The sequence below is a fragment of the Arthrobacter sp. T572 genome (genome assembly GCF_056780115.1).
Genome location: NZ_JBRAZQ010000002.1, coordinates 3,395,155 through 3,417,956 on the forward strand (window position 1 = coordinate 3,395,155; position 22,802 = coordinate 3,417,956).

Annotated in this window: 18 protein-coding genes and 1 tRNA gene; 9 read left to right on the plus strand and 10 right to left on the minus strand. The window is 63.1% G+C overall.

Translation table 11 applies throughout. The features are described from left to right. Positions 1 to 43 precede the first annotated feature (43 nt). From ACUYMZ_RS16880 to sp36, 3 genes are read right to left on the minus strand one after another with little or no spacing between them, the layout of a single operon-like run. On the minus strand, positions 44 to 955 hold the full coding sequence (locus ACUYMZ_RS16880) for an NUDIX hydrolase (protein WP_481604681.1): 912 nt from the start codon (positions 953 to 955) through the stop codon (positions 44 to 46). Positions 956 to 972: 17 nt separating this feature from the next. Then, entirely contained in the window at positions 973 to 1,509 is a 537-nt protein-coding gene (locus ACUYMZ_RS16885; protein ID WP_481604683.1) for a RidA family protein, read from the minus strand. A gap of 2 nt (positions 1,510 to 1,511) precedes the next feature. Continuing rightward, complete coding sequence (sp36, locus tag ACUYMZ_RS16890) at positions 1,512 to 1,667, minus strand: Sp36 family protein (RefSeq protein ID WP_011775990.1); 156 nt, start codon at positions 1,665 to 1,667, stop codon at positions 1,512 to 1,514. A 37-nt stretch (positions 1,668 to 1,704) separates the two neighbouring features. Here sp36 and ACUYMZ_RS16895 point away from each other — a divergent pair, with 37 nt between their 5' ends. The 5 genes from ACUYMZ_RS16895 to ACUYMZ_RS16915 all read left to right on the plus strand — a co-directional run bounded on the left by ACUYMZ_RS16895 (position 1,705) and on the right by ACUYMZ_RS16915 (position 8,938). Continuing rightward, positions 1,705 to 4,023 carry a transglycosylase domain-containing protein gene (locus ACUYMZ_RS16895; protein ID WP_481604687.1) on the plus strand — a complete coding sequence of 773 codons (2,319 nt, stop codon included), beginning with the start codon at positions 1,705 to 1,707 and terminating at the stop codon, positions 4,021 to 4,023. A 6-nt stretch (positions 4,024 to 4,029) separates the two neighbouring features. Continuing rightward, the gene (locus tag ACUYMZ_RS16900; RefSeq protein WP_481604688.1) at positions 4,030 to 4,977 is read left to right on the plus strand and encodes a metallophosphoesterase; all 948 of its coding nucleotides are present in this window, start codon (positions 4,030 to 4,032) and stop codon (positions 4,975 to 4,977) included. 151 nt (positions 4,978 to 5,128) lie between these two features. Then, a complete protein-coding gene (locus ACUYMZ_RS16905) occupies positions 5,129 to 6,928 on the plus strand; it encodes an ABC transporter ATP-binding protein (protein WP_481604690.1) in 1,800 nt (599 codons plus the stop codon). After that, positions 6,925 to 8,757: an ABC transporter ATP-binding protein gene (locus ACUYMZ_RS16910; protein WP_426003987.1), complete on the plus strand. Its 1,833-nt coding sequence runs from the start codon at positions 6,925 to 6,927 to the stop codon at positions 8,755 to 8,757. Before ACUYMZ_RS16905 ends, ACUYMZ_RS16910 begins: the two co-directional genes overlap by 4 nt. A gap of 104 nt (positions 8,758 to 8,861) precedes the next feature. After that, positions 8,862 to 8,938: transfer RNA gene (locus ACUYMZ_RS16915), tRNA-Pro, on the plus strand. 196 nt (positions 8,939 to 9,134) lie between these two features. Here the strand turns inward: ACUYMZ_RS16915 and ACUYMZ_RS16920 are convergent. Continuing rightward, positions 9,135 to 9,359, minus strand: a complete 225-nt coding sequence (locus tag ACUYMZ_RS16920; protein WP_442425054.1) for a hypothetical protein — start codon at positions 9,357 to 9,359, stop codon at positions 9,135 to 9,137. Between the two features lie 124 nt (positions 9,360 to 9,483). Here ACUYMZ_RS16920 and ACUYMZ_RS16925 point away from each other — a divergent pair, with 124 nt between their 5' ends. Beyond that, positions 9,484 to 10,761 (plus strand): helix-turn-helix domain-containing protein, encoded by a 1,278-nt coding sequence (locus tag ACUYMZ_RS16925; protein ID WP_426003990.1) that lies wholly within the window; start codon positions 9,484 to 9,486, stop codon positions 10,759 to 10,761. Positions 10,762 to 10,833: 72 nt separating this feature from the next. Here ACUYMZ_RS16925 and ACUYMZ_RS16930 read toward each other — a convergent pair whose 3' ends face one another. Both ACUYMZ_RS16930 and purD read right to left on the minus strand, forming a co-directional pair. Beyond that, positions 10,834 to 11,772: a phosphoribosylaminoimidazolesuccinocarboxamide synthase gene (locus ACUYMZ_RS16930; RefSeq protein ID WP_481604693.1), complete on the minus strand. Its 939-nt coding sequence runs from the start codon at positions 11,770 to 11,772 to the stop codon at positions 10,834 to 10,836. Positions 11,773 to 11,774: 2 nt separating this feature from the next. Then, a complete protein-coding gene (gene purD / locus ACUYMZ_RS16935) occupies positions 11,775 to 13,085 on the minus strand; it encodes a phosphoribosylamine--glycine ligase (RefSeq protein ID WP_426007602.1) in 1,311 nt (436 codons plus the stop codon). Between the two features lie 114 nt (positions 13,086 to 13,199). Here purD and ACUYMZ_RS16940 point away from each other — a divergent pair, with 114 nt between their 5' ends. Both ACUYMZ_RS16940 and ACUYMZ_RS16945 read left to right on the plus strand, forming a co-directional pair. Then, a complete protein-coding gene (locus ACUYMZ_RS16940; RefSeq protein WP_481604695.1) occupies positions 13,200 to 14,216 on the plus strand; it encodes an asparaginase in 1,017 nt (338 codons plus the stop codon). Between the two features lie 26 nt (positions 14,217 to 14,242). Further along, positions 14,243 to 14,638 (plus strand): sterol carrier family protein, encoded by a 396-nt coding sequence (locus ACUYMZ_RS16945; protein WP_481604697.1) that lies wholly within the window; start codon positions 14,243 to 14,245, stop codon positions 14,636 to 14,638. Positions 14,639 to 14,699: 61 nt separating this feature from the next. Here ACUYMZ_RS16945 and ACUYMZ_RS16950 read toward each other — a convergent pair whose 3' ends face one another. The 4 genes from ACUYMZ_RS16950 to ACUYMZ_RS16965 all read right to left on the minus strand — a co-directional run bounded on the left by ACUYMZ_RS16950 (position 14,700) and on the right by ACUYMZ_RS16965 (position 19,654). Next, positions 14,700 to 16,187 carry a cation:dicarboxylate symporter family transporter gene (locus ACUYMZ_RS16950; protein WP_426003994.1) on the minus strand — a complete coding sequence of 496 codons (1,488 nt, stop codon included), beginning with the start codon at positions 16,185 to 16,187 and terminating at the stop codon, positions 14,700 to 14,702. 289 nt (positions 16,188 to 16,476) lie between these two features. Next, complete coding sequence (locus ACUYMZ_RS16955) at positions 16,477 to 17,244, minus strand: SDR family oxidoreductase (protein WP_481604699.1); 768 nt, start codon at positions 17,242 to 17,244, stop codon at positions 16,477 to 16,479. 24 nt (positions 17,245 to 17,268) lie between these two features. Beyond that, a complete protein-coding gene (locus ACUYMZ_RS16960) occupies positions 17,269 to 18,012 on the minus strand; it encodes an aspartate/glutamate racemase family protein (RefSeq protein WP_481604701.1) in 744 nt (247 codons plus the stop codon). Between the two features lie 76 nt (positions 18,013 to 18,088). Beyond that, entirely contained in the window at positions 18,089 to 19,654 is a 1,566-nt protein-coding gene (locus ACUYMZ_RS16965; protein WP_426003997.1) for an NCS1 family nucleobase:cation symporter-1, read from the minus strand. Between the two features lie 303 nt (positions 19,655 to 19,957). On the opposite strand from ACUYMZ_RS16965, the gene aceE reads away from it, so the two are divergent. Next, on the plus strand, positions 19,958 to 22,729 hold the full coding sequence (gene aceE, locus ACUYMZ_RS16970; protein ID WP_481604703.1) for a pyruvate dehydrogenase (acetyl-transferring), homodimeric type: 2,772 nt from the start codon (positions 19,958 to 19,960) through the stop codon (positions 22,727 to 22,729). Positions 22,730 to 22,802: the final 73 nt, after the last annotated feature.

A 22,802-nucleotide genomic window follows, 5' to 3' on the forward strand; every position in this document is an offset into this window, starting at 1 on the left:
GCCGGAAAACCGCCGGGATGCGAGAGAGTATCCGGGGGTGGGGTCAGCGGTCGCGCTGGGAGTCTCCGGGGGAGGTCCTGGCGGCTTCGACTTCGAGCATCAGCTGCCCGCCCTCGTCCACAAGTTTGGGCTGGTACACATGGGCCTTGCGCTTGTAGCTCAGGTAGGCGATGCAGCCGTTGGCGTGTGCCATTTTCTCCAGCATGATCTCTGAACCCGGAACCATGAGCTGCCCCAGAGTAAGACCCACAGTGTTGTCCTGGCCCACTTCGTCGCCCAAGGCCGTGGTGTCGCGCAGGGCGATGGCTTCGGACGCGCTGACCCATCGGCCCCACACACCCTTGCTGCCCAGAATGCCGGGCTGCTGGTTCACGGGGACAGTTGCCGCGAAGTACCGGGTATTGAAACGGGTGTGGGCAAAGTCAGGACTGAGCCAGTTGACCAAGGGTTTCAAGAGGTCCGTCCGGAGGGAGAGGCCGCGCTTGGCCAGCATCTCCGTGAAGGACTTCTCCTGGGAAGCCACGGCTTCGCGGGTCTTCATCCACTCAGCGGTCGAGTTCGCTTCAATCGTGGACGAGGCATCCGGCCCTGCGAGCAGGACACCGGTTTCTTCGAAGAGCTCACGGATGGCTCCCACCACGTGACGGCGGGCGAGTCCGACGTCGTCCGTTCCCATCTGCTCGGCCCAAGACTGGGGCGAGGGACCAACCCAACCGACGGGGTCGTCGTCGCTGGGTTGAAGCGAGCCGCCGGGGAACGCGACAACGCCCAACGGCGAAGAGCCTGGCCTGTAGCCAAGCCAGGTCTCCAAACCGTTGGGCGAGTCCCGCAAAAGGACAACGGATGATGCATAGCGCGCGGCACGGGGTGTCCGCTCGCCAAGTTCAAGCCAGTTGCGTGCTGCGCCTTCAAGTTCCGGAGGCAGTACGAACGAGCGTCGGGCAAGTTGCGGCACTTGAGTGAACCGGCTCCTTAGCTGAATTCAGCAATGAGCTCGACCTCAACCGGAGAGTCGAGCGGCAGAACAGAAACGCCGACGGCGGAACGTGCGTGCACGCCTGCGTCACCGAAGACCTGGCCCAGGAGTTCGGACGCGCCGTTAATGACGCCGGGCTGGCCGGTGAAGCTCGGGTCGGAGGAGACGAATCCCACAACCTTCACGATGCGGGTCACCCGGTCGAGGTCGCCAATGACGCTCTTGACGGCTGCCAGGGCGTTGATCGCGCATACACCTGCGTAGCGCTTTGCGTCCTGGGGATCCACCGTGGACTCATCCGAAGCGCCGAGTTCGCCGGTGGACACCTTGCCCGTAGCTTCGAGTTTGCCGTTAATAAAGGGCAACTGTCCCGAGGTGTAGACGTAGTTGCCGGACACAACGGCCGGCACGTAGGCGGCAACCGGCGCGGCGACCTCCGGAAGGGTCAGGCCAAGCTCGGCCAGTCGCTGTTCGACAGCGGATGTGGGGATGCCGGATTCCGCGGGAGTAGTGGTGTCTGCGGGGGTTGTCATGGTTACTGCTTCTCCCTCTTAAGGTATGCGACAAGGCCTTTGCCATCGGGTCCACCGACGACCTGAACAAGCTCCCAGCCGTCCTCGCCCCACTGGTCCAGGATCTGCTTTGTGGCATGGATAATGAGCGGAATCGTGGCGTACTCCCATTTGGTCATGACAGAAAGCCTAGCCCTTGCCGGTAAAGTGGAAAACATGGTGACTCGCAAGAACCCCATATTCGACACTGCCACCACCCTCGGAAAGATTCTCGGTTTCCTTGGCGTGAGTGCGATCTGTGGCGTGCTGGTAGCTGGACTTCTGGTTCCCGCCGCCGCAGTCTCAGGCAGTGCCGCAAGTGGTTCCATCCAGTTCTTTGACACGCTGCCCGCGGAACTGCAGGTCGACCCGCCCAGCCAGAACACCACGATCCTGGCCAAGGACGGTACACCCATTGCGTCCATCTACGCAGAGAACCGTACCAAGGTTCCGCTGGACCAAATGAGCCCGTTCATCAAGGACGCTGTCATCGCCATCGAGGACAGCCGATTTTATGACCACGGCGGTATCGACACCACGGGTATCATGCGTGCCCTTGTCAGCACCGCCCGCGGCAACAAGCAGGGTGCTTCCACCATCACCCAGCAGTACGTGAACAACGTCATCAACGAGTCACTGGTGGCGTCCGGCAAGGAAGACGACGTCAAGCTCAACGGCTACAACAAGGGCGTGGGCGACAAGCTCCGCGAAATGAAGCTGGCGATCGCTCTGGAGAAGAAGTTCTCCAAGGAGCAGATCCTTGAGGGCTACTTGAACATCGTGTTCTTCAACCGTGATGCTTACGGCATTGAAGCTGCATCCAAGTTCTTCTTCAGCACCTCGGCGAAGGACCTGACCCTTCCCCAGGCTGCCCTTCTGGCCGGCTTGGTGAACAGCCCGTCCGCTTTTGATCCCATTGCCAACCCGGACAACGCCAAGAAGCGCCGGGACCTGGTACTGGCCGCCATGGTCAACCAGAACAAGATCACCCAGGCCGAATACGACGAGGCCGTGGCCACCCCCGTGACTACCAAGGTCACTCCCGCACGCCAAGGTTGTGCCTACGCCACCATGGCACCGTACTTCTGCGACTACGTGCTTCACCTCCTCCTGAACAACCCCGCTTACGGCGAAACGCAGGATGACCGCGAAAAGCGTGTCATGCGCGGTGGCCTGACCATCCAGACCACCCTGGACCCGACGGCCCAGACGGTTGCCCAGCAGCAGGTGGATGCGACTGCCGGTGCCAATCCGGACAAGTGGGGCGCCTCGATCGTCTCCGTGCAGCCGGGCACAGGCCAGATTGTCAGCATGGCCCAGAACACTGTTTGGCTGCCGCAAGAAGGCAAGTTCGATCAGACCCAGAACTTCAACGTGGACGTCCTGGACGCCAACGGCAATGACCTGAACGGCATCGGTGGCTTCCAGCCCGGCTCAACGATGAAGCCGTTTACGTTCGCCGAGTGGCTGAACGAGGGCAAGTCGATGAACCAGAACGTCAATGCGTCGGTGCGTAGGTATGGGGTGAATTTCCCTTGGCGCAACACCTGCCCAACCCCGACGGATGGTTTCTATGACGCAACCGTTCCGGGCAGCTTCGACTTGCAGAACTCCGATCAGGGTTACTACCGCAACATGACCGTCCTGTATGGCCTCATGAACTCCATCAACACGGCAACGTTCGCTTCCGCAGCCCAGGTGGATTTGTGTGGCATTCAGAAGATTGTTGACGCAACAGGTATCCACGGCGGCCTCCCCATGCGCGACAAGGAAGGCAAGATCACGGACCCCAACCCGCAGGTTCCGATGACCCGGCTCTCGAACCTGATCGGTGCCACCCAGACCGCACCCCTGACCATGGCAGCTGCGTTTGCCACGTTCGCTGCCGACGGCAAGTACTGCGAGCCGATCGCCATCACCTCGGTCAAGGACCAGGCGGGTGCTGAGCTTCCCGCCCAGGCATCCAACTGCAAGGACGCCGTCAAGCCGGACGTGGCCCGTGGTGTGGCCTATGCTATGCAGGAAGTCCTCAATGCTGGTTCCGGCTCCCTGATCAGGCCGTCTCTGTCCACAAGGAACAACTTCCCTGTCGCAGCCAAGACCGGTACCAACGACACCAACGGCTCCACCTGGGTGGTGGGTTACACCAGCGGCCTTGCAACGGCTTCCTGGTTCGGCGATCCGCTGGGCGACCAATCCCGGCCCGGTCGGAATATGACCGTCAACGGCAAGTACTACCAAGCGATCGACGGTTACATGATCGCTGGTCCGCAGTTCACCAACTACATGCTGTCGGTCGCTCCGGCGTATGGAACCAATCCTTTCCCTGCACCTCCGTCGAACCTCCTTGGCGGCGGAGCACCGCAGCGCAACACCACCCCTGCGCCTTCCACGCCGAACAACAACGCCCCGTCCAACGGCGGCAATACCGGCGGGAACAGCGGCAACAACGGAAATGGCAACGGCAACGGTAATGGCAACGACGATAAGGACTGACCAATAGTGCCTTTTCCCGACACCCTGGCAAACCGCGTCCGCACCCTTGGGCGCGGTTTCGCCGTCACGACAGTTCTTGGGGCTACCGCGGGGGCGGCAACTGCTGCCTACGGTTGGTGGGAGAAGGATCAATTCGGCATCAGGAACGAAACCCTCCCCATTCTCCCGGAGGGGTTTGGCCCGTTGCGGGTACTGCACCTGAGCGACATCCACTTCGTTCCAGGTCAGAATAAAAAGGCACAGTGGTTGCAATCCCTGGCCGATCTCAAGCCGGATCTCGTGGTCAATACCGGCGACAACCTCAGTCATGCCAAGGCCATTGATCCCCTGATCGAGGCACTCAGGCCCCTGATGCAGTTCCCGGGTGTTTTCGTCCCGGGATCCAACGACTATTACGCCCCCCGGCTCAAGAACCCGGCGGGCTACTTCCGGGGGCCCTCAAAGCACAAAGCAGACCCGGTAAAACTCGACTGGCCCAGGCTGCGCTCCGCCTTCGGGATGGCAGGCTGGGTAGACCTGACAAATCGTGCGCAATCGCTCGTCCTCAACGGCTTACGCTTCGATTTCTCCGGCGTTGATGATCCGCACCTCAAACGCGAACGCTACGCAGGTTGGCCCCGCGGCACCGTAAACCAGGATGCCAGGCCACACCTCCGCGTGGCGGTCATCCATGCTCCCTACCAACGTGTTTTGGACCATTTCACTGAAGCCGAGGCGGACCTGATTCTCGCCGGACACACCCACGGCGGCCAGATCTGCATTCCCGGCTACGGCGCCCTCGTCTCCAACTGCGACCTCCCCACGTGGCGCGCCAAAGGCCTGCACGATTGGCAGAACGATATTTACACGACGCCGGTCAACGTCTCCGGCGGCATCGGCACGTCCCGCTTTGCTCCGGTCCGCATCGCCTGCCGCCCGGAAGCGGTGCTGCTGACGCTGACGTCCCGCAACTAAAACCAAGGGCAGCATTACAAACCCCAATAACTGGTCAAACATTTCACCGCGCCCACGCTGACCTGTGAACCGAGTCACGGCATGGCATAGGGTGGTTGCTACGGGAAACTACCTCCGCACCACCTGAAGATCCAGCTGTTGAGAAGCGGGCATGTCCAAGCAAACGTCATTCTTTACCTCCGTCGGCCGCCTGTACCCCCATGTGCGGCCTATCCTTCCCCGGTTGTTCATGGGCCTGCTCTGTGCCCTGCTGGCCAGCATCGTGGCGCTGTCCATCCCCCAGGTCCTGCGGGTCCTGGTCAACAATTCACTCCAACCCGGCGGTGACCCGGGCGCTGTCTGGACTGCCGCCGTCGTCATCCTTGCGTTGGGCGTGGCGGAAGCAGGGTTAGTGGCGCTGCGACGCCAGTTCGTCATCAACCCGGCCACGACAGTCGAGACCAGGATGCGGGTGTCACTGTACGGGCACCTGCAACAACTAACGGTTTCTTTCCACGATCGTTGGGGTTCCGGGCAGTTGCTGTCGCGTGCCATGACGGACCTGAGCTTCCTGCGCCGCTGGATGGCGTTCGGCGCGATCATGCTGGTGGTCACCACTCTGACGGTGATCATCGGCGTGGGCGTCATGTTCACCATGAGCTGGCAACTGGCGCTGATTTTCCTTGCAGCCGCCGTGCCCATCATGATCAACTCGTTCCGCTTCCGACGGCGCTTCAGCCTGGTCACCAGGCTTAGCCAGGACCAGGCCGGCGACCTCGCCACCACCGTGGAGGAGTCCGTCCACGGCATCCGCGTCCTGAAGGCCTTCGGACGAAGCCGCGAAGCGTTGGAGAACTTCAATGGCCAGGCGGAGGAACTGCGGCAGACGGAAATCGCGAAAGCCAAGCAACAGGCCGGTTTCACGCTGGTGGTGACGCTCCTGCCGGAGCTCGCGCTGGGGGTTGGACTGGTGGTGGGAATCATGCTGGCGGCGTCGGGCCAGCTGAGCATCGGCTCGCTGGTGGCATTCTTCGCAACGGCCGCCGTGGTTGCCACGCCGGTGGAATTCTCCGGCATGCTCCTGGCCATGGCCCTGACCGCCAAGACGGCGTTGGACCGCCATTTTGAGGTCATGGATACGCCCAACACCATCACCTCGCCGGACAAGCCCGCCACACCGTCGGCTGTCAAGGGCGCCTTGCGCTTCGAGCAAGCGGGCTTCGGGTACGACGACGGCGGCACCCTCCTGCGCGATATCAATCTGGAGATTCGTCCCGGCGAGACGATGGCCCTGGTGGGCATCACCGGCAGCGGCAAGAGCGCACTCCTCCAGTTGGTCCCCCGTCTCTACGAGGTAACGGAGGGGTCCGTGACGATCGATGGTGTGGATGTCCGGGACATGGACCTGGAGGATCTTCGCCGGATCGTGGCCGTTGCCTTCGAGGACACCACGCTGTTCTCCAGCTCCGTGCGGGACAACGTGTTGCTGGGAGCACCTGAGCCAACGGACGCCGCCCTGGACGAGGCCCTGGACGTTGCCCAGGCGCAGTTCGCCTACTCGCTCCCGGACGGCGTGGACACCCTGATCGGTGAGGAAGGCCTGAGCCTCTCCGGCGGTCAGAGGCAAAGGATCGCTTTGGCCCGGGCCATAGCCGCCAAGCCGAAAATCCTGGTGCTGGACGATCCCCTCTCTGCCCTGGACGTGAACACGGAAGAGCGGGTGGAGGCGCGGCTGCGTGATGTTCTCCACGACACCACCACGCTGATCGTGGCCCACCGTCCGTCCACTGTGGCATTGGCGGACCGGGTTGCCCTGCTCGAAAACGGAACCATCACCGCCGTCGGGACCCATTCGGAACTGCTGGCCGGCAACGCCCACTACCGCTACGTCATCGCGAGCCTGGACACTGGTCCGAAGGACCTGGACTCCGAACTGGACGAGCTCGAAGAAGCCGAGGAGGCCCGCCGGTGAGCGCCACAACCTTTGGAACGGCCAACGAGGACAACACCCACCTCAGCAAAGCGGACAGCAAAGCCGTACGACGCCGGTCGCTCACCTTGCTTGGGTCGCTCATCCGGCCCGTTCGCTTGCGTTTCTGGCTGACGATCGTGGTGGTGGTTGTTTCACAGCTCGCCCGGGTGGCGGGACCCGCCCTGATAGCTTTCGGCATCGACAACGCGCTTCCCGCGCTGCAGGCCGGGAACAACGGACCGCTGGTGCTGGTGGGAGTGCTCTACTTGGGCGCAGCCATCGCCACGGCCGGGCTGACGTCGCTCTACGTCACGTCCACGGCAAAGCTCAGCCAGGCCATGTTGCTGGACCTGCGGGTACGCGTCTTCCGGCATACCCAGCGGCTGAGCCTTGAGTTCCACGAGAAGTACACGTCCGGCCGCATCATTGCCCGGCAAACTTCAGACTTGGAGGCGCTCCGCGAACTCTTGGACTCGGGCGTCAGCTCCTTGGCTTCCGGCCTGCTGTTCATGGTTTTTACGGCCATTACCGTGTTCGCCCTGGATTGGCGGAGCGGCTTGATCATGCTGGGTGCCGGCGTGCCCATGTTCCTCCTGGCCCGCTGGTACCAGAAGCACTCGCAGATCGCCTTCCGCGAGTCCAGGGTTGTTTCTGCCCGGCTCATTGTGCACTTCGTGGAGACCATGACCGGTATCCGGGCCGTCAAGGCTTTCCGCAAGGAACGCGAAAACGCCCGGACCTACGGCGAGGTTGCCGAGGCTTACCGGAAGAACACAGTCCGATCGATCTTCCTCAACGGGGTGCTGCAGCCTGGCCTGGTGCTGATCGGGAACGTGTGCGTAGCCGTAGTCTTGTTGGTCGGAGGTTTCCGGGTGTTGGGCGGAGACCTGGAAGTTGGTGTCCTGCTGGCCCTGATCTTGTCCACGAAGCGGTTCTTCCAGCCTGTGGACCAGATGGCCATGTTCTACAACTCCTTCCAAAGCGCGCAGGCGGCCCTGGAAAAGGTATCCGGGCTCTTGGAAGAGGTTCCCACGGTCCGGCCACCTAAAAATCCCGTGGCGTTGAAGAATCCACGGGGTGCAATCGACTTCAACGGCGTGGAGTTCGGATACGGCGAAGGCAAGACTGTTGTCCCTTCGCTCGATCTGCACATTCCGGCGGGGCAGACAGTGGCCCTGGTGGGACAGACAGGTGCCGGAAAATCAACGCTGGCCAAGCTCATTGCCCGTTTCTATGACGTCACCTCTGGGTCCATCACCCTGGATGGCATTGACCTGCGGGACCTCTCCACCACCGATCTTCGCCGATCTGTGGTGATGGTGACCCAGGAGGCGTTCCTGTTCAGCGGCTCGGTGGCCGACAACATCGCGCTGGGCCGGCCGGAAGCTTCGCGCGCGGAGATCGAAGCTGCTGCCAAGGCCGTGGGCGCGCACGAGTTCATCGCCGGACTGCCCGACGGCTATGACACAGACGTTAATAAGCGTGGCGGGCGGGTCTCTTCCGGTCAACGACAACTCATCGGATTTGCCCGGGCGTTCCTGGCAGCACCCGCGGTGCTGATTCTCGACGAAGCAACGTCCTCCTTGGACATCCCGTCGGAGCGAATGGTGCAGGAGGGGCTGGCCAATCTCCTGGAGGGCGTCGCCGGCGGAGCCGCGCCGAGGACTGCGATCATCATTGCCCATCGGCTTTCCACGGTGGAGACGGCGGACCGGGTGCTGGTGGTGCACGATGGGCGGATCGTTGAGGATGGCTCCCCTGCCGGGTTGATCTCCGGTGGCGGACGGTTCGCCCGCCTGCATGGTGCATGGAAGGATTCGCTGGTCTGACATGATGTGCGGCTGGGCTGCCTTTGTGAGCAGGGACACCGCCTCCTCGATTTCGCATCCTGCACCGATTCAGCTATCCTTGAACAGTTGCTTTCGCAGCGGATCGGGATGTAGCGCAGCTTGGTAGCGCGCTTCGTTCGGGACGAAGAGGTCGCAGGTTCAAATCCTGTCATCCCGACCAAGAAACGAAAATGGCGTCGAGAAATCGGCGCCATTTTTGTTTGTTCGAATCACACTGCTTTTGTGCGACCTCGCATTGCCGGGCCGGCTTTGCGCCCCTGGCCAAGCTTTGCCAACGCAGAGCGGGTCCAGCAACGAGGGCAAAAAGAAACCCCGGAGCAGCTCGTGATGCTCCGGGGTCTCTTCGGATGTCCTGTTTACATCGGATCAGGCCAGTTGCCAATGGACGACGTGGTGTACGTGGTCTCTGTCGTCTTGGTGGGGGCGGATACCGATGCACGCATCGGATCCGGCCAGTTGCCAATAGCGCTGACAGTTGAGCTGGAGTCCGCAGCGGGAGCTGCAGAGACGACTGCGGGGCCCGCAACCGTGAAAGCGAGAGCGCCTGCCAATGCCGCAGAAGCGGCGAGTTTTTTGAACATTATGTTCCCCAATGCGAGTCGGATTCGTTACGGAAATTGCGCGGTCCCTGTTGACATACATTGTAAAATGTTTTCCACAGAGACTGTCAAGGTTTTGATGCGATCACACGTGTAGGAGGGCCCCGTGGGAAACGGATTCGGCGAGAAGCTACGTGCCGAACGGCTCGAACGCGGGTTGACGCAGGCAGAGCTGGGCAAGAACCTGTACTCCCCCAGCTACATCTCCTTGCTGGAGACCGGCCGCCGGGAACCGACGGCTGAAGTGATCGAGGAACTGGCCCGCCGGCTCGAACTGGCACCGAAAGCCTTGGAGGCCTGGAGCCAGCCTGTGTCCGTCAGCGACGCAGAATACGTCCTGGCCGGCCTCTACGCCCGGCAGGCGTGGGATCTCAGGGACTACCAGCTTGCTGCGAGCCACGCTGCAACCGCAGCCCAGATTGCGTTGGAAGCGAAGAACAACAGCGCCTGGTGGAATATGACTTACATGCAGGCCGAATGCGTCATGAAGCAGGGCCAGCTGAAGGAATGCCAGCAAATCGTGGAGCACCTGCTGGAGCACCCCATGGCCACCGAATCCGCCGGACTCGGTGTTCGTGCCTGGCAGATGCTTGCCGCTGTCTGCCACGGACAAGGGCAGCTGGCCACCGCCGTCGAGCATGCCAAAAAGGCTGTTGAGCTGTGCGGTGAGCTGCCCAAGGGATCCACGCTGATCATTGGCGCGCACCGCGCGTTGATTGGTGCGCTGGCGGAGAGCGGCAAACTGGATGAGGCGTGGGAGTATTGCCTCGCGATGATCGAGCACATGGATGAGCACTCCATGTCGCAGCTCGCCGGCGAGGTCGCATGGGTGGTGGGCAACGTTGCGTTCATGCGGCACGACTACACGGAAGGCATCAAGCACCACGAGCGTGCTGCCTCGCTCCTCTCCCCTGCCAACGACATCGAGCTGTGGGCACGGTTCAACAAGGCCTCCGCTGCGGTGAGACTGTCCTCGGGAATCGTGGAGCCTGAGACTTTGTCCGCCATTGAACGGGCTGAACTGGCACTGTCCATCGTGGGCGGCAACAAGACGGACCAGCTGGAGGTCGCCTTCATCCGCGCCCGCTGGCTGTACTTGACCGGTGACATTCCTGCCGCCGTCCAGAAGCTCCGCGAAATTTACCAGGACCGGAAAGTCCTGGCCCGCCACACGGCCGGCGAAGTGTCGCTGTTGCTGGGCAAATCCCTCAAGGCCGCCGGTGAAACCTCCGATGCCCTGCATTTCCTCGAAGAGGCGCAACACGACTTCAGCGCCGCCGGAGCCTCGGACAGGGTCCAGCAGGCCATGGATGCGGTGCTGGAAATCCGGCTGGCCGAACGCCGCGCCGCCGCCCACCCAGAAGCACATTCAGAAGCCAGCTAGCCCATCTAAGTAGCAGTAGAGCGCGTTTTGACGGCTCAAAACGCGCTCTACTGCGACCCAGTTGGGTGAGGGCTAGGCGAAGGTGCGGCCCGTCAGTTTCTCGTACGCCTCGACGTAGCGGGCACGGGTGCGCTCCACTACCTCTGTCGGGAGGGCCGGCGGCGGAGTGTCGGAGGACTTGTCCCACCCCGACTCATCCGACGTCAGCCAGTCGCGGACGTACTGTTTGTCGTAGGACGGCTGCGACTTGCCCGGTGCATACGTGGACGCATCCCAGAACCGAGAGGAGTCAGGGGTCAGGACTTCGTCGCCAAGTGTGATGATGCCGGTGCCTGCGTCGATGCCGAACTCCACCTTGGTGTCGGCCAGAATAATGCCGCGTGCGCGGGCGATCTCCTCGGCGCGGGTGTAGATCTTCAGAGTCAGCTCGCTGAGCCGGGCCGCGATGTCATCGCCCACCAGCGCCACGACGTCGTCGTAGGTGATGTTCTCGTCGTGCTCGCCCACCTCGGCCTTGGCGGAGGGGGTGAACAGGGCCTTCTCCAGGCGGGAACCATCCACCAGGCCCCCGGGCAGCGGGATGCTGCACACCGTACCGGATTCCTTGTATTCAGCCAGGCCTGATCCGGTGAGGTAGCCGCGGGCGATGCATTCCACCGGGAACATGTCCAGCTTCTTGCAAATCATGGCCCGGCCTTCGACCTCGGCGGGGACACCGCCCTCGACCGTGGAGGCCAGCACATGGTGCTCGACATCCAGCTGCTCGAACCACCACAGGCTCAGCTGGGTCAGGACGCGGCCTTTGTCCGGGATCTCGCTGCTCAGGACGTGGTCGTAGGCGCTGATACGGTCACTGGCCACCACCAGGACGCACTCCTGGCCGACCTTCTCCGTGATGGATTCGTCGGCCGGGACATACAGGTCGCGGACTTTGCCGGAGTAGACGTGCGTCCAGCCGGGCAGCTGCAGTGCGTTGGTTTCAAGCCCGCCGGAGGGCAAGGAATCGGTCATGGTCACGCCTGCACTTTCGGGATGCTGCCGGTGGCGCCGTAAGGAACCTTGATTTCGCCGCGCGCTGCCTTGCCTGCGATATCCGTACGGTACTGGGAGCCTTCAAGCTGAACCAGCTCCACGCCGTCGTACGCTTTTTCGCGCGCGTCCACCAGATCGGAACCGAGCGCCACCACCGCAAGGACGCGGCCACCGGCAGAGACAACCTTGCCGTCTTCGTCCAGCTTGGTGCCGGCGTGGATGACGTGGACGCCGTCCAGTTCGTCAACCTTCTTGAGGCCGCGGATGCGGTCGCCGGTACGGGGCGTGTCCGGGTAGTTTTCGGCGGCAACGACGACGGCGACTGCCGTGTCCTTGGACCAGCGCAGCTCTTCTGCCGTGTCCAGTTCGCCCTTGGCAGCTGCCAGCAGCAGCGCGCCGAGCGGGGTCTTGAGACGGGCGAGGACGGCCTGGGTTTCGGGGTCGCCGAAGCGTGCGTTGAACTCGATGACCCGGGTTCCGCGGGAGGTGAGGGCCAGGCCGCAGTAGAGCACGCCGACGAAAGGAGTACCGCGGCGGGCCATCTCGTCCACGGTCGGCTGGGCCACACGGTCGATGACTTCCTGCACGAGCCCTTCAGGGGCCCACTCGAGCGGCGTGTAGGCGCCCATGCCGCCCGTGTTGGGGCCTTCGTCGTTGTCGAAGATGCGCTTGAAGTCCTGGGCCGGGGACAGCGGCACGGTGGTGTGGCCGTCGCAGAGGACGAACAGGGAAACCTCGGGACCGTCCAGGAACTCCTCGATCACCACGGTTCCACCGGCGTCGAAGCATGCCTGGGCGTGGGCCAGGGCCTCGTCCCGGTTACGGGTGACCACAACGCCCTTGCCGGCGGCGAGGCCATCGTCCTTGACGACGTAGGGAGCACCGAAGGTGTCCAGCGCGTCTGCGGCTTCTTCGGCGTTTTCAGCGACCCGTGCCATGGCGGTGGGCACACCGGCTTCGGCCATGATCTGCTTGGCGAAGGCCTTGGAGGCTTCCAGTTGTGCAGCTTCCTTGGAAGGGCCGAAGACGGGGATACCGGCTTCGCGCACGGCGTCGGAGACACCCGCGGCGAGCGGAGCTTCCGGGCCAACGACAACCAGGTCCACGCCCAGCTTGGTGGCGAGGGCGGACACGGCTTCCGGGTTGTTCCCGTCAATCGCGTGGGTGGGAACGAGTTTGCTGATGCCGGCGTTGCCCGGAGCCGCGTGGACCTCGGACACGTTGGGATCTTCAAGCAGAGAGCGGACAATGGCGTGTTCGCGGCCGCCTGGGCCAATGACGAGTACCTTCACAGTCTTCAAGGGTACTTTGTGTGCGGCGAGGGGCCTAAGCTGTTGCGGCGACAGCGTTCAGCGTGACAGGGCAACGTGACCCGTCCTTGCGTCCGGGCAACCTAGACTTGCCTCATGCCACTGAGTTCCCATGAAACGTTCAACGTTGAGTCCGCCGTCGAACTGGCCGTGATCGAACGCAGTGGCTTCATCGAGTCCCGGCACATCGGGGCCGCCGTGGTCCTCTCGGGAGACGGTTCGGTAGTCACCCGCCTGGGTGATATCGATGCGCCGGTCATGGCCCGTTCCACCCTCAAACCATTCCAGGCCCTGGCAGCCATGCAGTCCGGAGTGCCCCTCCGCGGCGCCCAGGTGGCTGTGGCCTGCGGAAGCCATACCGGATCCCTGGATCACATGGACGTGGTGGCGGGCATGCTCAAGGGAGCGGGCCTGAAGGAAGACCACCTGCAGTGTCCCGCCACGTGGCCAGAGGATGAAACGGCCCGCAACTGGTTGGTCCGCTCGGAGAAGGGCCGGTCCCGGCTCGCCTTCAACTGCTCCGGCAAGCACGCGGCGTTCCTCTGGGCATGCTCCGAAAACAGCTGGGACCTGCGCAGCTACCTTGAACCAAACCACCCCCTGCAGCAACGTGTGCGTTCCGTCATCGAGGAGTACAGCGGCGAAGCCATCTCGCACCTGGGTATCGACGGTTGCGGCGCACCCGTGGCAGCCGTTTCCCTCACCGGACTGGCCCGGGCATTCTCCCGCCTCGCCAAGTCGCCCGGCGACTCCACCTCCAACGCCCGCGCGGCGACCATCGCCACGTCCATGCTGGACTACCCTTGGGCGGTCCAGGGCCGGGGCGAGTCCAATACGATCGTGATGGAAGAGCTGGACATCCTGGCCAAGATCGGCGCCGAAGGCGTGCTGGTCCTCGCCACTGCCACCGGCGCCACGGTGGCCGTCAAAATGCTGGACGGGAACCTGCGCGCCACCACCCTGGTGGGCTTGACCCTGCTGGCCGTCAGCGGTGCGGTGGATGTTCCCGCCGTGTCCAACGTGCTGGAACGGGTGGTGGAGCCGGTCCTCGGCGGAGGCCGCCAGGTGGGCAGGATCCGCCTGGGCCACGCAGTGTCCGCCATGCTCGGCTAGTTCGTCTTAACAGGAGAAACAACACCATGGCAGTTGCACGTCGCCGCGTGGACATCCAGGAAGGCCGCGCCGCGCTGGAAGCCTGGCAAACCGCCGTCGGGCATCCCGGTACCGAAACCGCCGGAGCCGGGACGCCGCCGTCGCGCTCCTTGATCGCGACGGCGGTCCGCTACTCCCTGGAGGAGGTCACCGCCCGCGCCCCCGGCAATTCCGTGGAGGTGCGGGTGCCGCCGTTCGGCGTGACCCAGTGTGTGGAGGGGCCGCGGCACACGCGCGGGACTCCCCCGAACGTCATAGAGACCGACGGCGGCACCTGGCTTGAGCTGGTGACCGGCCGGATTTCGTGGGCGGATGCGGTGGCGGCAGGCCGGGTGGCAGCATCCGGGCTGCGCGCGGATCTTTCCCACCTGCTTCCGCTTTAAGTGCCGCTGATGCCCCCGGGACGCGGGTCCTGGAGGCATCAGCGGTTACGGAACCGCCCGCTCAGTCAGGGCAGACCGGGTTGCTTGCCTGCCCCTTCTTGCTCATTTCGAACTGGGGAATGTTGTCCGCCGTGGGGCCACCACGGAATTTGGGAGACGGGGTCTGCCCGTCGCTGATGCGCTCGAGCTCCTGCTCCTCGTAGACGTCTTCCTTGCCGAGCATGATGGCCGAGTCCTCGTTGGTGATCTCGCCCTTGAAGGCGCGGACCATCACGCTGCGGTCAAACTGGCCCTCCCATTTGGCGACGACGAACGTGGCCACGCAGTTGCCGAGCAGGTTCACAACCACGCGCATGGAGTCCATGAGGCGGTCGGCCCCCAGGAGGAGTGCGACGCCGGCCACCGGGAAGATCCCCAGGGCTGCGGCGGTTGCCGACAGGGCCAGGAACGATGAGCCCGGCACGCCTGCCATGCCTTTGGAGGTCAGGAGCAGCACGCCCAGGGCTGCCAGCTGCTGTCCGAGGTCCAGGTTGTGCCCGAACGCCTGCGCCAGGAACAGCAACGAGATGGACAGGTAGATCGCAGCGCCGTCCAGGTTGAAGGAGTAACCGGTCGGGACCACCAGGCCGGTGGTTGCACGGGAGCAACCGGCGTTGGTCAGCTTGGTCATGATGCGGGGCATGACGGCCTCGGTGGAGGCCGTGCCCAGCGCCAGCAGGAATTCCTCGCGGGTGTACTTGAGGAAGTGCCACAGCGGGACCCGCGCGAAGCCCCAGGCCACCAGGAACAGGAGCGCGATGAAGACAATGGCGGCGCCGTAGCAGGCCGCAATCAGCAGCGCGTACGTTCCCAACGTGCCCAGTCCGTACTGGCCGATGATGAAAGCCATGGCACCGAACGCGCCGATCGGGGCTACCTTCATGATCCAGGACATGATCTTGAAGATCAGTTCCAGGACGGTTTCCATGAGGCTGATGACCGGCATGCACCGTTCGCGGCCGATGACCACGATCGCTGCGCCGAAGAAGACGGAGAAGAAGAGCACCTGGAGCAGGCTGTTGTTGGCGAAGGCCCCGATCACGCTGGTGGGGATGACATCCAGGATGAACGCCGCAGCATCTTTGGGCGGCGCGTTCCCGGTCTTGGCGTTAAGTGCTTCCTGGGACAGTGTTGCCGGATCGATGTTCAGGCCGGCGCCTGGCTGGACGATGTTGCCCACGATGAGTCCGAAGACCAAGGCGAAAAGTGTTGCTGCCGTGAAGTAGACGAGTGCTTTGACCCCGACCCTTCCGACCGCTTTGACGTCGCCGACTGCTGAGATTCCCGTGACAATCACGAGGAAGATCAGCGGGGCGATGATCATCTTGATGAGTTGAATGAATCCATCGCCCAAGGGCCGGAGGGTGGACCCGATGGTCGGCCAGAAGTGGCCGATGAGTACACCTGCGACGACAGCGATCAGGATCTGAAAGAAGAGCGACCTGTACAGGGGCTTCTTCTTCAGCGGCGCCGAACTCGCCTTCAGCGCCGAAGAGTCTGGGATTTTCATTGTTCTGAACCAATCAGTTGGGATCAGCCCCGATTTTCAGGGGGTTTCTTCAATGTAATCCTGGTCACACCATTCCGCAAGGGGAGAATCCTTTTCCATATTATGGAAGTCATAATGTGTTTGGTATGCCACGCCTGCGTTTCGCCACCACCTTCTTTGGCACCAAAAAGCCCGCGACACGCCGTGAAAAGGGGCGCGCCGCGGGCTGGGCTGCGTGAAAGTGGGTGGTGGCGGTACGGGCCGTGGTCGGGCGGGCTCCGGGGAAGGCAGTTCCGAGGGCCGGGAAGTCCTAACCCCGGCCGATGAACGGCATGCCCGCGGCAGTCACAACCACGGAACCCACACTGGCCGACGCCGGCATGTTGGCCATCATCAGCACAGCCCTGGCTGCGTCCTCCACCGGGAACATGGGCTCCACCTTGCGGGAACCATCGGCCTGCAGGGCACCTGAGCCCACACCGATGGTGTCCATGATCTCGGTGCGGGTATTGCCAATATCAATCTGGCCGCACGTGATGCCGAAGCCGCGCCCGTCCAGCTCAATGCTCTTGGTGAGGCCGGTCATGGCGTGCTTGGTGACTGCGTAAGCAACAGACCTCGGCCGGGGCGAGTGCGCGGCAATGGAGCCGTTGTTGATGATGCGCCCGCCCTGGGGTTCCTGGGCCTTCATGGTCCGGACAGCCTCCGCCGCACACAGCATTGAACCGGTCACGTTGACGCGCAGGGTGGCTTCCCACTCCGCAATGTCGATGTCCCCCACGTCGCCCGCGGGCCCGAAAATTCCGGCATTGTTGAACAGCACATCCACCCGGCCCCAGCGCCGCCGCACCTCCGCGAAAAGGTGCGTGACGTCGTCGGGCACTGTCACGTCGCATGGCACCGCAAGGGCCTCCGGATGCCCGTCTGCCGTCTGCAGCAGCTGCGCCTCACGGCGCCCGGCCAGCGCAACGCGGTAGCCCTCGGCCAACATCAGCCGGGCGACAGCCCTCCCGATACCGGAACCTGCCCCGGTCACGACGGCGACCCTCCGATCTGCGGGCGGGCGTGAGTCATTCATGTGGTTGCCTTTCGACGGGGTTGCCTAGCGTGCAGCGGTCTGGGCTGCGGCAGTTATCGGCCAGCCTATGACAGTCTTGGGCCGGGGCGCGGCGTAGGTACGGACCTTGGACGTGGAGAGGCCAAGGCGGACCAGGGACTCAGCGATGGTCACGGCCGCAGCCACCCCGTCCACTACCGGCACGCCGGTGCGCTCCCGGATTTGGTCGTCCAGCCCCGCCATGCCGCCACACCCCAGCACAATCACTTCGGCGTGATCGCGGGTGACAGCTTCTTGGGCCTGGCCCACGATGGCTTCCACAGCGCGGTCGGGGTGCTCCTCCAATTCCAGGACGGCCATGCCGCTGGCCCGGACCGAGGCGCACCGTGCGTCAAGCCCGGCAAGCTTGAGGCGGTCTTCGATGAGCGGCACAGCACGGTCCAGCGTGGTGACCACGGAGTACTTGTGGCCAAGGAACATCGCCGTGCTGGCGGCAGCCTCGGTAATGTCCACCACGGGAACATCAAGGAGTTCCTGCAGGCCCTCGCGGCCGTGCTCACCGTACCCTGCCTGGATCACGGCGTCGAACGGCTCGGGATAGTTCACCACGGCATCCATGACTGCGATGGCCGCAAGGTAGCTTTCGAAGTTTCCCTCGCAGGAGTCGGCACCGAACCGTGGGGTGATGCCGATGATTTCCGTTCCGGGAGCTGCGGCCGCGCGTGCTTGGGCGGCAATGGAATCGGTCATGGACTGGGTGGTGTTCACGTTTGCGACAAGGATGCGCATGGTTTTTCCTTTCAATGGCAATGCCCGCCCTGCGGTTTGACGACCGGGAGGACGGGCCATGCCTTACTGCAATGCTCTAGTGGGTGCTGGCAACCGCGATGGGTTCGCCGGAGACGTCGTCGAAGGCCTGCTTCTTGTCGGCCACTGCAAAGTACGTCAGGGCAGCGACGCCCGCCCCGATAAACCAGGCGAACGGGGCAGCGGCCGCAAGGCCGGGAATGAAGGCGATGGCGATCGCCAGTGCCGCGGCCGGGATCATCGCGATGATGGCCCTGGGGTTGACGCCGCGCTTGTAGAAGTACGCGCCCTTGGGATCTTCCGTGTAGAGCTCAGGAACGTTGACCTTGCCGCGGCGGACCAGCCAGTAGTCAGCCATGACCACACCGAAGAGCGGACCGAGCAAAGCACCCAGGCCGCCCAGGAAGTACACAATGACGATGGGGTTGTTGTAGAGGTTCCACGGCAGGATGACCAGGCCGATCGTGCCGCTGACCCATGCAGCCCGGCGGAAGTTCAGGTGCTTGGGGAGCAGGTTGGTCAGCGCATAGACGGGGGCCACGAAGTTGGCCATCAGGTTCACGGCGATGGTCAGGATCAGCAGTGCCAGGCAGGCAAGGACCAGCAGGAGGGTGTTGGGAATGCTCTGGACAATGTCCGAGGGGCTCTCGATGACCGTGCCGTTGATCTTGTACTGCCCGCCGGCCATGACCACCACGATGGCGCCGAACACGAGCATGTTGATGGGGATGCCCCAGAAGTTGCCGCGGACGATCGACTTCTTTGAGGTGGACGAGCGGGTGAAGTCGCAGAAGTTCAGGACGAACGTTCCGTAAATCGACACCCAGAGGGCGCCGCCGGCGAAGATCGTCAGCCACATTTCCGTACCTTCAAGGCCCTTGATGCCCGACCACTGGATGGCGCCGCCGGCTTCGACGAAGACCCACACGGCAATGGCAGCCATGGTCACCAGGATCACGGGACCCGCGAAGGCCTCGTATTTACGGATCATCTCCATGCCGAAGCTCACGATGACCAACTGGACAATCCAGAGGCCGACGAACGCAATCCAGCCAAGGGTGGACAGGCCCAGGATCGAGTTGCTGTCCAGGTCCTTCAGGCCCGGGGCCATGGCAACCAGCATGACCCTGAGGACCACGGACGCCAGGTAGGTCTGGATGCCGAACCAGGCAATGGCTACGGCGCCACGGACCAGGCTCGCGATTTGGGCGCCACGGATGCCGAAGCTGATCCGGCTCATGACGGGGAACGGGACGCCGGTCTTCTGTCCCATGAACCCGGAGAAATTCAGAAGGGCGAAGAGCAGCACTGCTCCAATGCCCAGGGCTACCAGGATCTGCCAGCCGCCGAGCCCGAGGGAGAACAGACCAATCGCAAAGGCATAGTTACCCAGGCTGTGGACGTCATTGGCCCAGAGGGTGAAAATGCTGTAGCTGGTCCACTTGCGGCCCTTGGCCTTGGTGGGAGCGAGGTCGATGTTGTAGAGGCTAGGGCTGATGGTACGGCCTGAGGCTTCGGAAGCGATGTCGCACAGGGCTGTGTTGCCTACCGCCACGGGAGTAGAGCCGTGGGATTCTGCGTCTTCCGGAGTCCCAGTGACGCCGACTGATGAAGTCGTCTGCATCGTGGATCTCCACTTCGTACTGTTTCCACATTATGAAAACAAGTTATTGAATAGTGAAAACACTTTATGACGTGGATCACTGAGCGTCAAGGGTTGCTTGGCTGGCGCCTGTGTAGGACGGGTCACAATTGGTTGCCTGGACCGTAGCCGGGGAGTTGACTGTATTGAACCCGCATTCCGTGTTGACGCTGCCTGATCGGCGTGCGTAATCTCGAATAGCAGAATTTTATTCTCACAATACGAAATTCCCTTGAGCGCCCCCACAGAGCAAGCGCCCAGACATTCAATGAAGAGAGGTTGGACGTGGCTGCAGGAGAAGAGACCTCACACATCCTTAGTGGGTTGACTGCCCAGTTGCCTGATCGTGATCCGGAAGAGACGGCGGAGTGGATTGAGTCCCTGGATGCGTTGATCGCGGAGCAGGGTACGGAGCGGGCGCAGTTCATTATGCGTTCGTTGTTGCAGCGTGCCGGTGCCCGGAGCGTGGGTGTTCCGATGGTGACGACCACTGATTATGTGAACACGATCCCGGTGGACCAGGAAGCTGAGTTCCCGGGGAACGAGGAGTTCGAGCGCCGGTACCGGGCGTATATGCGGTGGAACGCGGCGGTGATGGTTCATCGTGCGCAGCGGTCCGATATTGGGGTGGGCGGGCATATTTCCACCTACGCGGGCGCGGCGACGTTGTACGAGGTCGGGTTCAATCATTTCTTCCGTGGCAAGGACCATCCCTCGGGCGGGGACCAGGTGTTCTTCCAGGGCCACGCGTCTCCGGGCATGTACGCGCGGGCGTTCATGGAAGGGCGCCTGTCCGAGGAGGATTTGGACGGGTTCCGGCAGGAGAAGTCCCGGGAAGGCCATGCCCTCTCGTCCTACCCGCATCCGCGCCTGATGCCGGGGTTCTGGGAGTTCCCGACCGTGTCGATGGGTATCGGCCCGATGAACGCGATCTACCAGGCCCAGTCCAACCGGTACCTGCACCACCGCGGGATCAAGGACACCTCCGACCAGCAGGTCTGGGCGTTCCTCGGTGACGGGGAAATGGACGAGCCCGAGTCCCGTGGCCTGTTGCAGCTGGCCGCGAACGAGAACCTGGACAACCTGAACTTCGTGATCAACTGCAACCTCCAGCGCCTGGACGGGCCGGTGCGCGGCAACGGCAAGATCATGCAGGAACTCGAGGCGTTCTTCCGCGGCGCGGGCTGGAACGTGATCAAGGTCGTCTGGGGCCGGGAATGGGACACCCTCCTGGAAAACGACACCGATGGTGCGCTCGTGAAAATCATGAACGAAACCCCCGATGGCGATTACCAGACCTACAAGGCCGAATCCGGCGGGTTCGTCCGGGAACACTTCTTCGGCAAGTCCCCGCAGACCAAGGACATGGTCGCGGACCTGAGCGATGAGCAGATCTGGAACCTCAAACGCGGCGGCCATGACTACCGCAAGGTCTACGCCGCGTACAAGGCAGCCACCGAGTTCAAGGGCAAACCCACCGTCATCCTGGCCAAAACGGTCAAGGGCTACGGCCTGGGCCCGCACTTCGAGGGCCGCAACGCCACCCACCAGATGAAAAAACTCACCATGGAAGACCTCAAAGCCTTCCGTGACCACCTGCGCATCCCCATCACGGACGAACAACTCGACGCGGACCTCTACCGGCCCCCGTACTACCACCCCGGCATGGACGCCCCGGAAATCCAGTACCTCATGGAACGCCGCGCCGCCCTGGGCGGGTTCGTACCCGAACGCCGCAGCACCCACACCCCCGTCACCCTGCCCGAGGCCAAGTCCTACGACGTCGCCAAACGCGGGTCCGGGAAACAACAAGCCGCGACCACCATGGCCTTCGTGCGTTTGCTCAAGGACCTCATGCGGGACAAGAACTTCGGCCACCGCCTCGTCCCGGTCGTCCCGGACGAATCCCGCACCTTCGGCATGGACGCGTTCTTCCCGACCGCGAAAATCTACAACCCCAAAGGCCAGAACTACCTCTCCGTGGACCGCGACCTCGTCCTGGCCTACAAAGAATCCCCCGCCGGGCAACTGATCCACCCCGGCATCAACGAAGCCGGAGCCGTCGCAGCGTTCACCGCCGCCGGAACCTCCTACGCCACCCACGGCGAACCCCTGGTCCCGATCTACGTGTTCTACTCCATGTTCGGCTTCCAACGCACCGGCGATTCCTTCTGGGCCGCAGCCGACCAAATGACCCGCGGCTTCATCATCGGCGCCACCGCAGGACGAACCACCCTCACCGGCGAAGGCCTCCAACACGCCGACGGACACTCACCCCTGCTCGCCTCCACCAACCCCGCCGTGCGCACCTACGACCCCGCCTACGGCTACGAAATCGGCCACATCATCCGCCACGGCCTCGAAACCATGTACGGCGACGCTGACGCGCAAGGAACAAGAACAGCGTCAGATAAGAACACAATGTTCTACCTCACCGTCTACAACGAACCCATCACCCAACCCGCCGAACCCGAAAACCTCGACATCAACGGGCTCCTCAAAGGCATCTACAAACTCGCCGACGCCCCCGAAGGCGACCCCAACCGGCCCACCGCGAACATCCTCGCCTCCGGCGTCTCCGTCCCCTGGGCCCTCGAAGCCCAACGGACCCTCGCCGAAGACTGGAACGTCGCCGCCACCATCTGGTCCGTGACCTCCTGGAACGAACTCCGACGCGACGGACTCGCCGCCGAAGAACACGCCTTCCTCAACCCCGGCCAACCAGCACCCACACCATTCATCACCGAACAACTCGCCGGCCACACCGGACCCGTCATCGCCGTCACCGACTACATGAAAGCCGTCCCCGACCAAATCCGCCAATTCATCCCCAACGACTTCGCCACCCTCGGCGCCGACGGCTTCGGCTTCTCCGACACCCGCGCCGCCGCCCGCCGCTACTTCAAAAACGACACCCACTCCATCGTCACCAAAACCCTGCAGATGCTGGCGGCGAGGGGCGAGGTCGAGGAGGGCGCGCCGTCGTACGCGATTGATCGGTACAAGCTGCTGGACGTCAACGCAGGCACCACAGGTGGCGCCGGCGGCGACGCCTAGGAAACTGCACTAAAAAAGGTGGCGGCGGTGTTCATGAACACCGCCGCCACCCTTGCGTTAAGACTGCAATGAA